Here is a 12,522-nt window from a genome sequence, read left to right on the forward strand (position 1 = left end):
GGGTGTAGCTCAGTTGGTTAGAGCGCCGGCCTGTCACGCCGGAGGTCGCGGGTTCAAGTCCCGTCACTCTCGCCATTTCCGTAAATACTGGAAAACAAAACCCGCCCAATAACTTGGAGCGGGTTTTTGTTTGCCTGCTTCAGGCGATTTCCTTCTCGGCCGGAGCCAGATGGCTGATGCCGATCACCGGCAGGTGGCGCTCACTCGCCACCAGGGCCTCGAAGCGCTCGACATTCGGGCTGCGCACCGCCGGCGGGCGCGGATGCCACAGATGCAGCACCACCGAGGCGAAACGGCCGGACTTGCGCCTCACTCCGGCGCGCAGCAGGCGCAGGGCGAAATCCGAATCCTCCAGGCCATGGCCGACATAGGTGGCATCGAAGCCGTCGACCCGGTGGATATCGCTGCGCCAGACCGCCAGGTTGCAGGTCTGCACTTTCTGCCAGCGGTCAGGATGGCGATAGCGGCGCCAGCCGCCGGGAAGGCTCAGGAGCTGGAACGGCCGGTTGGCCCGGGCGAGCAGGGCCCGGGCGAGCCAGGCCAGCCGGCTCGGCCGGGTCCAGGCCATCGGCTGCTGAAGCATTTTCCGGGTCTGGCCCTGCTTGATATAGCAGCGCGCCCCGGCCACGAACCAGCCGGGCTCGGCCAGCCGGGCATGGCTGGCGATGAAGTCGGGCAGCACCAGGCAGTCGCCGTCGATAAACACGACATAATCGCCGCGGGTCTGCAGCAGGGCATTGTTGCGCGATTCGGCCAGGCGGAAGCCGGTATCAGGCTGCCAGGCATGCAGCAGCGGGCAGGGCATCTCCGGCCGCAGACGGTCGATCAGTGCCCGCGTCGGCTCACCCGATCCATCATCGGCCACGATAATCTCGTATTCCGTCCCGCCATCAAGGCGCTGTCGCGCCAGGGCGCGCAACACCATTTCGAGGAAAACCGGAGAATTATACGTAGATACGACGACGCTGATCTTTGCCGGTGCTGTCCCCACCGGTACCCCCCGTCCATTAGCCCCAAACCACCCTGCCGGCAGGCTATGCGATTCGGGGCGCCAAAGCCAGCCGGGCCGCTGCATCCTGCCGCCACTCGATCCGTGAGCGGAGTCGCTACCACTTCCGGTCTGCATTTAATTTGATGGCAATCAGAAAAAGCGATGAAAGCGCCGTGACTTGCGATTTATTTGCGTATCGCCAGCGTGTTGCAGCGCGAGAAGGAAACGGCTAGAACAGCCACGACCTTGGGCGGGGTGGGACCGGACCGGGGTGAACCGTGTTTTTTCGGAGGGGAATGACCGTGGACGCCCTGCTGCGGGAATATCTGCCGATACTTCTATTCCTTGGCCTCGCCATCGTGCTGGCCGCTGTCCTGGCCCTGCTGCCTTTCGTGGCCGCCAAACGCGCGCCGGACCCGGAGAAGAATTCCACCTACGAATGCGGCTTTGAGCCGTTTGGCGACAGTCGCAAGCAGTTCGACGTCCGCTTCTACCTCGTCGCCATCCTTTTCATCATTTTCGACCTGGAAGTCGCCTTCCTGTTCCCCTGGGCGATCTCGCTCGGCGAGATCGGCGTCTATGGCTTCTGGTCCATGGTGGTCTTCCTCGGCGTGCTGACCATCGGCTTCATTTATGAGTGGAAGAAGGGGGCGCTGGAATGGGAGTGAGCGACGCCATGCAGACGGCCCAGAAAACCGCCCAGAATGCCGCCCAGAGCACTGCGACGGCCGGCAACGCGCTGCAGCCTGGTTCCTCGCAGGATGCATTTTTCAAGGACCTGTCGGACGAACTGGCCGACAAGGGCGTGGTGATCTCCACGCTCGACAAGCTGGCCAATTGGGCCCGCACCGGATCGATGTGGCCGATGACCTTCGGCCTGGCCTGCTGCGGCGTCGAGATGATCCACGCCTATATGGCGCGGTATGATCTCGACCGGTTCGGGGCGATGCCGCGGGCCTCGCCACGCCAGTCCGACGTAATGATCGTCGCCGGCACCCTGACCAACAAGATGGCGCCCGCTTTGCGCAAGCTCTATGACCAGATGGCCGAGCCGCGCTACGTCATCTCGATGGGCAGCTGCGCCAATGGCGGCGGCTATTACCATTATTCCTATTCGGTGGTGCGCGGCTGCGACCGCGTCGTGCCGGTCGACGTTTACGTCCCCGGCTGTCCGCCGACCGCCGAGGCGCTGGTCTATGGCCTTCTGCAGCTGCAGAAGAAGATCTGGCGCACCGGAACGATCGCCCGCTGAAGGGACTTACCGATGAGCGAAGCCAAGGCCCTTCTGCGTGAACAGGAACAGGCGCTGCGCGACCTGACCGACCATCTGGCCGCCGGCCTCGGCGCCGACCTGCTTGAAAGCGGCATCGCCCGCGGCGAACTGACCATCCGCGTGCCGGCAGACCGCATCGTCAAGGTGCTGACCTTCCTGCGCGACGACGGCAACTGCCAGTTCGCCGAGCTGGTCGACATCACCGGCCTGGACTGGCCGCAGCGGCCGCTGCGTTTCGACGTCGTCTATCACCTGCTCAGCCTGAAACTGAACCAGCGCCTGCGCATCAAGGTGCAGACCGACGAGGAAACCCCGGTGCCGTCCGTGGTTGGCGTCTATGCGGCGGCCAACTGGTTCGAGCGCGAAACCTGGGACATGTATGGCGTGATGTTCTCCGGCCATCCGGATCTGCGCCGCATCCTGTCGGATTACGGTTTCGAGGGACATCCGTTGCGCAAGGATTTTCCGCTCACCGGCTATGTCGAGGTGCGCTACGACGAAACGCAGAAGCGCGTGGTCTACGAGCCCGTGCAGCTGAGCCAGGAATTCCGCCGCTTCGATTTCATTAGCCCGTGGGAAGGCGCGAAATACGTGCTGCCGGGCGACGAGAAGGCGGGCGAGGGGCAGAAGTAACATGGCCGAAGTCACCATTGCCAATTACATGGTCAATTTCGGGCCGCAGCATCCGGCGGCCCACGGCGTGCTGCGCCTGGTCATGGAGCTCGACGGCGAGATCGTCGAGCGCTGCGATCCGCATATCGGCCTGCTGCATCGCGGCACCGAGAAGTTGATCGAGCACAAGACCTATCTGCAGGCGGTGCCGTATTTCGACCGCCTCGACTATGTCGCGCCGATGAATCAGGAGCATGCCTTCGCGCTCGCCACCGAGCGCCTGCTCGGCCTGGAAGTGCCGGCGCGCGGCCAGGCGGTGCGCGTGCTGTTCGCCGAGATCGGCCGCCTGCTCAACCATCTGCTCAACGTGACCACGCATGCTCTCGACTGCGGCGCCATGACGCCGGCGCTCTGGGGCTTCGAGGAACGCGAGAAGCTGATGGAATTCTACGAGGGCGTTTCCGGCGCCCGCATGCATGCCGCCTATTTCCGGCCCGGCGGCGTGCATCAGGACCTGCCCAGGGGCATGGACGAAGAGATCGTCAAATACCTGCCGCGCATGCTGAAGGTGATCGACGACATCGAGGGCCTGCTGACCGAGAACCGCATCTATCGCCAACGCAACGTCGATATCGGCGTGATCAATGCCAAGGATGCGATGGACTGGAGCTTCTCGGGCGTCATGCTGCGCGGTTCGGGCGTCGCCTGGGACCTGCGCAAGTCGCAGCCCTATGACGGCTACGAGAAATATGATTTCGACATTCCGGTGGGCAAGAACGGCGACTGCTTCGACCGCTACCTCTGCCGCATCGAGGAAATGCGCCAGAGCGCGCGGATCATCGAGCAGGTGGTGGCCAATATGCCGACCGGGCCGATTGCATCCGACGACCGCAAGGTGGTGCCGCCCAAGCGCGGCGAGATGAAGCGCTCGATGGAAGCGCTGATCCACCACTTCAAGCTCTACACCGAAGGCTATCACGTGCCCGAGGGCGAGGTTTATGCCGCCGTCGAGGCGCCGAAGGGCGAGTTCGGCGTGTATCTGGTGTCGGACGGCTCGAACAAGCCGTATCGCTGCCGCATCCGCGCCCCGGGCTTCCCGCATCTGCAGGCCACCGACTTCCTGTCGAAGGGCTACATGCTGGCCGACGCCGTCTCCATCGTCGGTAACATGGATATCGTGTTCGGGGAGATCGACCGATGAGTGGCGTTCATATCGCACCCCCGGAGCTGCAGCCCGCCAGCTTTGAGTTCACGCCGGAGAGCATGGCGCTGGCGAAGAAGCATATCGCCAAGTATCCGGAAGGCCGGCAGCAGAGCGCGGTGATGCCGCTGCTCGACATCGCCCAGCGACAGCATGACAACTGGGTGCCGCAGGCCGCGATCCGCTACATCGCCGAGCTGCTCGGCATGCCGGCGATCCGCGTGCTGGAAGTGGCCAGCTTCTACACGATGTACAACCTCGCGCCGGTGGGCACGCATTTCGTGCAGGTCTGCACCACCACGCCCTGCTGGCTGCGCGGTTCCGACAAGGTACTGAGCGCCTGCAGGAAACATCTGGGTGTCGGCCCGGGCGAGACCACGCCGGACGGAAAGTTCACCGTGATCGAGGTGGAATGCCTCGGTGCCTGCGTGAATGCCCCGATGCTGCAGCTCGGCGACGATTTCTACGAGGATCTCGACGAGGAAAGCACCGGCAGGATTCTCGAGGCGCTGAAACGCGGCGAGACGCCCAGGCCCGGCCCGCAGAACGGCCGGCTGTCGTCCGAGCCGAAGGGCGGCGCGACCACGCTCACTACTTTCAATCCCGCCGCGCCTGCGGCCGGCAGCGACGACTGAGGCGGAGCCAGAGCATGCTTCAGGATAAAGACCGCATCTTCACCAATCTCTACGGCCAGCAGTCGTGGCGCCTTGAGGCGGCCCGCAAGCGCGGCGACTGGGACAACACCAAGGCCATCATCGAGAAGGGCCAGGACTGGATCATCGAGGAGATGAAGAAGTCCGGCCTGCGCGGCCGCGGCGGCGCGGGTTTCCCGACTGGCCTGAAATGGTCGTTCATGCCCAAGCAGTCGGATGGCCGGCCCAGCTATCTGGTTGTGAATGCCGACGAAGGCGAGCCCGGCACCTGCAAGGACCGCGACATGATGCGGCACGACCCGCACAAGCTGGTCGAGGGCTGCCTGATCGCCGGCTTCGCCATGCGCGCGGTGGCGGCCTACATCTATATCCGCGGTGAGTTCTATCGCGAAGCCGAGAACCTGCAGGGCGCGATCGACGAGGCCTATGCGGCCGGCCTGATCGGCAAGAATGCCTGCGGTTCGGGTTATGATTTCGACGTCTTCGTGCATCGCGGCGCCGGCGCCTATATCTGCGGCGAGGAGACCGCGCTGATCGAAAGCCTGGAGGGCAAGAAGGGCCAGCCGCGCCTGAAGCCGCCATTTCCGGCCAATATGGGCGTCTGGGGCTGCCCGACCACGGTGAACAACGTGGAAAGCATCGCGGTAGCGCCAACCATCCTGCGCCGCGGCGGCGAGTGGTTTGCCGGCATCGGCCGTCAGAACAACACCGGCACCAAGGTCTTCTGCATTTCCGGGCATGTGAACAACCCATGCAATGTCGAAGAAGAGATGGGCATTCCGCTCAAGGAACTGATCGAGAAGCATGCGGGCGGCGTGCGCGGCGGCTGGGACAACCTGCTGGCCGTGATTCCGGGCGGCTCGTCAGTGCCGCTGCTGCCCAAGGCAATCTGCGACGACGTGCTGATGGATTTCGACAGCCTGCGCGCTCAGCGTTCGGGCCTCGGCACCGCCGCCGTGATCGTCATGGACAAGTCGACCGACGTGGTGCGCGCCATCGCGCGCCTGTCGAAATTCTACAAGCATGAAAGCTGCGGCCAGTGCACGCCATGCCGTGAAGGCACCGGCTGGATGTGGCGGGTGATGGAGCGTCTGGTCGAGGGCCGCGCCGAGAAGCGCGAGATCGACATGCTGCTCGAAGTCACCACGCAGGTGGAAGGCCATACGATCTGCGCGCTGGGCGATGCCGCGGCGTGGCCGATCCAGGGCCTGATCCGGCATTTCCGCGGCGAGATCGAGCGCCGCATCGACGCATATCACACGGGCGCGCCGGTTCTGCCGGCGGCAGCCGAGTGACGCGGCAGTAGGCGGGGAAGGGTAAGCAATGCCCACGTTGACCATCGATGGCATCCAGGTAACGGTCGAGCCCGGCACCACCGTGCTGCAGGCCTGCGAGCTGGCCGGTAAGGAAATTCCGCGGTTCTGCTATCACGAGCGCCTGACCATCGCCGGCAATTGCCGCATGTGCCTGGTCGAGCAGGAAAAGGCGCCGAAGCCGATCGCCTCCTGCGCCATGCCAGCCGCCGATAACATGGTGATCCATACCGACTCGCCGATGGTCAAGAAGGCCCGCGAAGGCGTGATGGAATTCCTGCTGATCAACCATCCGCTCGATTGCCCGATCTGCGACCAGGGCGGGGAATGCGACCTGCAGGACCAGTCGGTCGGCTACGGCAAGGGCTCGTCGCGCTATGACGAGAACAAGCGCGCGGTCAAAGACAAGTACATGGGTCCGCTGGTCGAGACGGTGATGACCCGCTGCATCCATTGCACGCGCTGCGTCCGCTTCATCACCGAAGTGGCCGGCGTGCCGGAGCTCGGCGCCATCGGGCGCGGCGAGGACATGCAGATCACCACCTATCTCGAACAGGCTATGACGTCCGAGCTTTCGGGCAATGTGATCGATCTCTGCCCGGTCGGTGCGCTGACTTCCAAGCCCTATGCCTTCACGGCGCGATCGTGGGAGTTGCGCAAGACCGAAAGCATCGACGCGATGGACGCGGTCGGCGCCAACATTCGTGTGGACGTGCGTGGCCGCGAGGTGATGCGCGTGCTGCCGCGCCTGAACGAGGACGTCAACGAGGAATGGCTCTCCGACAAGAGCCGCTTTGCCTATGACGGCCTCAAGACCGATCGTCTCGACCGGGCCTATGTGCGCCGGAACGGCAAGCTGCAGGAAGCAACCTGGGCCGAGGCCTTCGCCGCCGTGGCTACCGGCCTGAAGGGCTTGGCCGGCAGTCAGATCGCGGCGATCGCCGGCGACCTGGCCTGCGCCGAGAGCGTCATCGCGCTGAAGGACCTGATGGAGAAGCTGGGTTCGCCCAACCTCGATTGCCGCCAGGATGGCGCCAGGATCGACCCGTCGAACCGCGCCGGCTATATCTTCAACAGCGGCATTGCCGGGATTGACGAGGCCGATGCGATCCTGATCATTGGCAGCAATCCGCGCCGCGAAGCCGCGCTGATCAACGCCCGTATCCGCAAGCGCTATATCACCGGCAAGGTGAAGATCGGCCTGATCGGCGAGCAGGCGCAGCTGACCTACAAATACGATTATCTCGGCGCCGGCCCGGCCACGCTGAAGGACATCGCCGAAGGCCGTCACGCCTTCGCCGAGATTCTGAAGGGCGCGCAGAAGCCGATGCTGATCCTGGGGCAGGGCGCCATCGCGCGCGCCGATGGCGCCGCCGTGCTGGCGCTGGCGAAACAGGTCGCCGATGCCTGCGGCCTGGTGAAGGACGGCTGGAACGGCTTCAACATGCTGCACACCGCCGCCAGCCGCGTTGGCGCGCTCGACCTCGGGTTCGTTCCGGGCCAGGGCGGCAAAGACGTTGCCGGCATTCTGGCTGCCGCGCAGGCGGGCGAGGTCAAGGCGGTGTATCTGCTGGGTGCCGATGAGATCGACACAAGCAAGCTCGGCTCGGCCTTCGTGATCTATCAGGGCAGCCATGGCGCCGCCGGGGCCAGGCGCGCCGACGTGATCCTGCCGGGCGCCGCCTATACCGAGAAGGACGCCACCTGGGTGAATACCGAAGGGCGTGTGCAGCTCGGCCGCCGCGCTGCCGCGCCTCCGGGCGAGGCCCGCGAGGACTGGGCGATCATCCGCGCGCTGTCGGATGCGCTGGGTCAGACGCTGCCTTACGACAATCTTGGCATGCTGCGCCGGCGCATGCTGCAGGCCGCACCACATTTCGGTGCGGTGGACAAACTCACCCCGGCCGCCTGGGGCAATTTCGGCACGGCCGGCGCGGTCAGCGACGCGCCGTTTGTGTCCGCGGTGGCCGATTTCTACCTGACCAATCCGATCGCCCGCGCCTCGGCGACGATGGCCGAATGCTCGGCCCTCGCACGCGGCGCCGCCATGCCGAAGACGGGTACCCATGACTGACGCTTTCTGGAACACGCTCTGGACCGGCTACGTCTTTCCGGGCGGCCTGATCCTCGTCCACATCCTGATGCTGACGGTGCCGCTGCTGATCGCGGTGGCCTACCTGACGCTGATGGAGCGCAAGGTGCTGGCGGCGATGTCGCTGCGCATGGGCCCGAACGTGGTCGGCCCGTTCGGCCTGTTGCAGCCCTTCGCCGATGCGGCCAAGCTGATCTTCAAGGAAACCATCATCCCGTCGGGCGCGAACAAGTTCCTGTTCATCATGGCGCCCTGCATCACCTTCATCCTGGCGCTGATCGCCTGGGCGGTGATCCCGGTGGCGGAAGGCTGGGTAATCGCCAACATCAATGTTGGCGTACTGTATCTCTTCGCGATTTCCTCGCTGGGCGTCTACGGCATCATCATCGCCGGCTGGTCGTCGAATTCGCGCTACGCCTTCCTTGGCGCGCTGCGCTCCTCGGCGCAGATGGTGTCCTACGAAGTCTCGATGGGTTTCGTCATCATCACCGTGCTGCTCTGCGTCGGCTCGCTGAATCTCTCGGCCATCGTGCAAGCGCAGAAGACGGTATGGTTCGCCCTGCCGCTGTTCCCGATGTTCATCGTCTTCTTCATCTCGGCCCTGGCCGAGACAAACCGGCATCCCTTCGACCTGCCGGAGGCGGAGGCCGAGCTGGTTGCCGGTTACCAGGTCGAGTATTCGTCGATGGCATTCGCCCTGTTCTTCCTCGGCGAATACGCCAACATGATCCTGATGTCGGGCATGACCACGATCCTGTTCCTGGGCGGCTGGCTGCCGCCGCTCGACATCGCGCCGTTCAACTGGATCCCGGGCATCGTCTGGTTCTGCCTGAAGATCTTCGTGCTGCTGTTCGTCTTCATCTGGGTTCGCGCCACCGTGCCGCGCTACCGGTACGACCAGCTCATGCGCCTGGGCTGGAAGGTGTTCCTGCCGTTCTCGCTGTTCTGGGTGGTGGCCACCGCGGGCGTTCTCGTCGCCTTCGACCTGCTGCCGAAAGGGGTGTAAGCCATGGCTCTGCTCGACCGCGGCGCCCGTGCCATCTTCCTCTGGGAAGTGGTGAAGGGGCTTGGCCTGACCTTCAGCTACATGTTCAAGAAGCGCGCGACCATCAACTATCCCTATGAAAAGGGTCCGTTGGGTCCACGGTTCCGCGGCGAGCATGCCTTGCGCCGCTACGCCAATGGCGAAGAGCGCTGCATTGCCTGCAAGCTGTGCGAGGCGATCTGCCCGGCCCAGGCCATCACCATCGAGGCCGAGCCGCGCGAAGACGGCTCGCGCCGCACCACGCGTTACGACATCGACATGACCAAGTGCATCTATTGCGGCTTCTGCCAGGAAGCCTGCCCGGTGGATGCCATCGTCGAGGGGCCGAATTTCGAATTCGCCACCGAGACGCGCGAGGAGCTTTTCTACAGCAAGGAAAAGCTGCTGGCGAATGGTGAGCGCTGGGAATACGAGATTTCGCGCAACATCGCCGCTGACGCGCCGTACCGCTGAGCGCATCGCGGGCGAGGGGGTAAACTATGATCATCCAGGCCTTGGCCTTCTACCTGTTCGCAGCGATCACCGTCGCCTCCGGCTTCATGGTGATCGCGTCGCGCAACCCGGTGCATTCCGTGCTCTTCCTCATCCTGGCCTTCTTCAACGCGGCCGGGCTGTTCGTGCTGATGGGGGCGGAATTCCTCGGCATGATCCTGGTGATCGTCTATGTCGGCGCCGTGGCGGTGCTGTTCCTTTTCGTTGTGATGATGCTCGACATCAACTTCGTCGAGCTGCGGCAGGGCTTCCTGCAGTATCTGCCGATCGGCAGCCTGATCGGCCTGATCCTGCTGGTCGAGCTCGTGCTGGTGCTGGGCGGCTGGGTGATCACCCCGGTGGCCAAGCAGGTCGCTACCACCCCGATCCCGGCGCTCGACCAGGTCACCAACACCCATGCGCTGGGCGCGGTGCTCTACACCAAGTACATCTACCTGTTCCAGGGCGCCGGCCTGATCCTGCTGGTCGCCATGATCGGCGCCATCGTGCTGACCCTGCGCTCGCGCCCGGGCGTGAAACGCCAGAGCATCGCCGAGCAGGTCAATCGGCCGCGCGACGCGGCAGTGGCGATCCGCAAGGTCGAGCCGAGGAAGGGAATCTGACTATGACCATCGGCCTCGGACATTATCTGACCGTCGCGGCGATCCTGTTCACCCTTGGGATCATCGGCATCTTCCTCAACCGCAAGAACGTGATCGTCATCCTGATGTCGATCGAGCTCATGCTGCTGGCAGTCAACCTGAACCTGGTGGCGTTTTCCACCCACCTGAACGATCTGGTCGGCCAGGTCTTCGCGCTGTTCGTGCTCACCGTCGCGGCGGGCGAGGCGGCGATCGGCCTGGCCATCTTGGTGGTTTATTTCCGCAACCGCGGCACCATCGCGGTTGAAGACATCAACATGATGAAGGGCTGAGGCGGCGATGACGATGTACCATCTGATCGTTTTCCTGCCCCTGCTGGCCGCCATCATCGCGGGCTTCTTCGGGCGTCGCATCGGCGATGCCGCTTCCATGGCGGTCACCTGCGTGGCCGTCGGCCTTGCCGCCATCCTGTCCTGGGTCGCCTTCTACCTGGTGATCTCCAAGGGCATGGTGGTCAACGTCAAGGTGCTGGACTGGATCGATTCCGGCAGTTTCAGCGTCGATTGGGCGCTGAAGATCGACCAGCTCACCGCCGTCATGCTGGTGGTGGTCAACACCGTCTCGGCGCTGGTGCATCTCTACAGCGTCGGCTACATGAGCCACGATCCGCACCGCCCGCGCTTCTTCGCCTACCTGTCGCTGTTCACCTTCGCGATGCTGATGCTGGTGACCGCCGACAACTTCGTGCAGCTCTACATGGGCTGGGAAGGCGTCGGCCTGGCCTCGTATCTGCTGATCGGCTTCTGGTTCAAGAAACCCAGCGCCAATGCCGCCGCCATCAAGGCCTTCGTCGTCAACCGCGTCGGCGATTTCGGCTTCGCGCTTGGCATCTTCGCGCTGTTCCTCGCCACCGGCTCGGTCACGTTTGACGCAGTGTTCCAGGCCGCGCCCGACCTGGCCGGCAAGACCTTCCACTTCCTGTGGAAGGACTGGGACATCCTGACGGTGGCCACCTTCCTGCTGTTCCTGGGCGCCATGGGCAAGTCGGCCCAGCTTGGCCTGCACACCTGGTTGCCGGACGCCATGGAAGGCCCGACCCCGGTTTCGGCCCTCATCCATGCCGCGACCATGGTCACCGCCGGCGTCTTCATGGTGGCGCGCTGTTCACCGCTGTTCGAATACGCGCCCGACACGCTGGCCTTCGTCGCCGTGATCGGCGCCTCGACCGCCTTCTTCGCCGCCACCGTCGGCCTGGCGCAGAACGACATCAAGCGCGTGATCGCCTATTCGACCTGCTCGCAGCTCGGCTACATGTTCTTCGCGCTGGGCGTCTCGGCCTATCCGGCCGCGATCTTCCACCTGTTCACCCATGCCTTCTTCAAGGCCCTGCTGTTCCTCGGCGCCGGCTCGGTGATCCATGCCGTCGGCGGCGAGCAGGACATGCGCAACATGGGCGGCCTGTGGAAGCACATCAAGGCCACCTATGTGATGATGTGGATCGGCAGCCTGGCGCTGGCCGGCTTCCCGATCTTCGCCGGCTACTATTCCAAGGACATGATCCTCGAGGTGGCCTATGCGGCCGGCGGGGTGGGGCAATATGCCTATGTCATGGGCATGGCGGCCGCGATCCTCACGGCCTTCTATTCCTGGCGCCTGCTGTTCATGACCTTCCACGGCGCGCCGCGCGCCGACCATCACGTGATGGAGCATGTGCATGAAAGCCCGATGGTGATGCTGATCCCGCTGGCCCTGTTGGCGGTTGGCGCGGTATTCGCCGGCTTTGCCTTCCACGACGGTTTCATCGGCCATCACTGGAAGGAATTCTGGGGCAATTCGATCCTGATCCTGCCCGACCACAAGGCCATGGAGGACGCGCATAACGTGCCCTTCCTGGTCAAGGTCGGCCCGATCATCGTCGGCGTCATCGGCATAGCGATTGCCTGGCTTGCCTATATCCGCGATACCAGCCTGCCGGCCCGCGCCGCGAAGCAGCATGAGATGCTCTACCAATTCCTGCTGAACAAGTGGTATTTCGACGAGCTCTATGACCGCATCTTCGTGCGCCCGTCGCTCTGGCTTGGCCGCGTGTTCTGGAAGGGCGGCGATGGTAGGATCATCGACGGTCTTGGTCCGGATGGTTTTGCGGCAACAGTCGTGCGGCTGGCCAAGCGGGCTTCGATCCTGCAGACCGGCTATGTCTATCACTACGCTTTTGCCATGCTGATCGGCGTGGCGGCGCTGGTGACCTATTTCTTCAGTGCGATGGGGC

The 12,522-nt window shown here is 64.1% G+C and carries 13 protein-coding genes; 12 read left to right on the forward strand and 1 reads right to left on the reverse strand.

Annotated features, from left to right (window positions below):
* Positions 1-139: 139 nt before the first annotated feature.
* On the reverse strand, positions 140-991 hold the full coding sequence (locus Q1J79_RS07925; RefSeq protein WP_300298976.1) for a glycosyltransferase family 2 protein: 852 nt from the start codon (positions 989-991) through the stop codon (positions 140-142).
* A gap of 302 nt (positions 992-1,293) precedes the next feature.
* Here Q1J79_RS07925 and Q1J79_RS07930 point away from each other — a divergent pair, with 302 nt between their 5' ends.
* From Q1J79_RS07930 to nuoL, 12 genes are all read left to right on the forward strand, one after another.
* Positions 1,294-1,659, forward strand: coding sequence for an NADH-quinone oxidoreductase subunit A (locus tag Q1J79_RS07930; RefSeq protein ID WP_300299075.1), 366 nt, complete (start codon positions 1,294-1,296; stop codon positions 1,657-1,659).
* Positions 1,660-1,667: 8 nt separating this feature from the next.
* Positions 1,668-2,243: an NADH-quinone oxidoreductase subunit B family protein gene (locus tag Q1J79_RS07935; RefSeq protein WP_300299076.1), complete on the forward strand. Its 576-nt coding sequence runs from the start codon at positions 1,668-1,670 to the stop codon at positions 2,241-2,243.
* 12 nt (positions 2,244-2,255) lie between these two features.
* Positions 2,256-2,897: an NADH-quinone oxidoreductase subunit C gene (locus tag Q1J79_RS07940; protein WP_300298977.1), complete on the forward strand. Its 642-nt coding sequence runs from the start codon at positions 2,256-2,258 to the stop codon at positions 2,895-2,897.
* A 1-nt stretch (position 2,898) separates the two neighbouring features.
* Positions 2,899-4,077 (forward strand): NADH-quinone oxidoreductase subunit D, encoded by a 1,179-nt coding sequence (locus tag Q1J79_RS07945; RefSeq protein ID WP_300298979.1) that lies wholly within the window; start codon positions 2,899-2,901, stop codon positions 4,075-4,077.
* Positions 4,074-4,712 (forward strand): NADH-quinone oxidoreductase subunit NuoE, encoded by a 639-nt coding sequence (gene nuoE, locus Q1J79_RS07950; protein ID WP_300298981.1) that lies wholly within the window; start codon positions 4,074-4,076, stop codon positions 4,710-4,712. The genes Q1J79_RS07945 and nuoE overlap by 4 nt, the downstream gene beginning before the upstream one ends.
* 14 nt (positions 4,713-4,726) lie before the next feature.
* The gene (nuoF, locus tag Q1J79_RS07955) at positions 4,727-6,025 is read left to right on the forward strand and encodes an NADH-quinone oxidoreductase subunit NuoF (RefSeq protein ID WP_300298983.1); all 1,299 of its coding nucleotides are present in this window, start codon (positions 4,727-4,729) and stop codon (positions 6,023-6,025) included.
* A gap of 28 nt (positions 6,026-6,053) precedes the next feature.
* Positions 6,054-8,117 carry an NADH-quinone oxidoreductase subunit NuoG gene (gene nuoG / locus Q1J79_RS07960; protein ID WP_300298985.1) on the forward strand — a complete coding sequence of 688 codons (2,064 nt, stop codon included), beginning with the start codon at positions 6,054-6,056 and terminating at the stop codon, positions 8,115-8,117.
* Positions 8,110-9,141, forward strand: a complete 1,032-nt coding sequence (gene nuoH, locus Q1J79_RS07965; RefSeq protein ID WP_300298987.1) for an NADH-quinone oxidoreductase subunit NuoH — start codon at positions 8,110-8,112, stop codon at positions 9,139-9,141. Before nuoG ends, nuoH begins: the two co-directional genes overlap by 8 nt.
* A 3-nt stretch (positions 9,142-9,144) precedes the next feature.
* Complete coding sequence (gene nuoI, locus Q1J79_RS07970; RefSeq protein WP_300298989.1) at positions 9,145-9,633, forward strand: NADH-quinone oxidoreductase subunit NuoI; 489 nt, start codon at positions 9,145-9,147, stop codon at positions 9,631-9,633.
* Positions 9,634-9,659: 26 nt separating this feature from the next.
* Entirely contained in the window at positions 9,660-10,274 is a 615-nt protein-coding gene (locus Q1J79_RS07975) for an NADH-quinone oxidoreductase subunit J (protein WP_300298991.1), read from the forward strand.
* Between the two features lie 2 nt (positions 10,275-10,276).
* A complete protein-coding gene (gene nuoK / locus Q1J79_RS07980; RefSeq protein ID WP_300298993.1) occupies positions 10,277-10,585 on the forward strand; it encodes an NADH-quinone oxidoreductase subunit NuoK in 309 nt (102 codons plus the stop codon).
* Positions 10,586-10,598: 13 nt separating this feature from the next.
* Positions 10,599-12,522, forward strand: a 1,924-nt coding sequence (nuoL, locus tag Q1J79_RS07985; RefSeq protein ID WP_300299078.1) for an NADH-quinone oxidoreductase subunit L, incomplete at its 3' end; no start/stop codon positions are given.

This window comes from Ferrovibrio sp., from assembly GCF_029255545.1.
Lineage (GTDB): Bacteria > Pseudomonadota > Alphaproteobacteria > Ferrovibrionales > Ferrovibrionaceae > Ferrovibrio.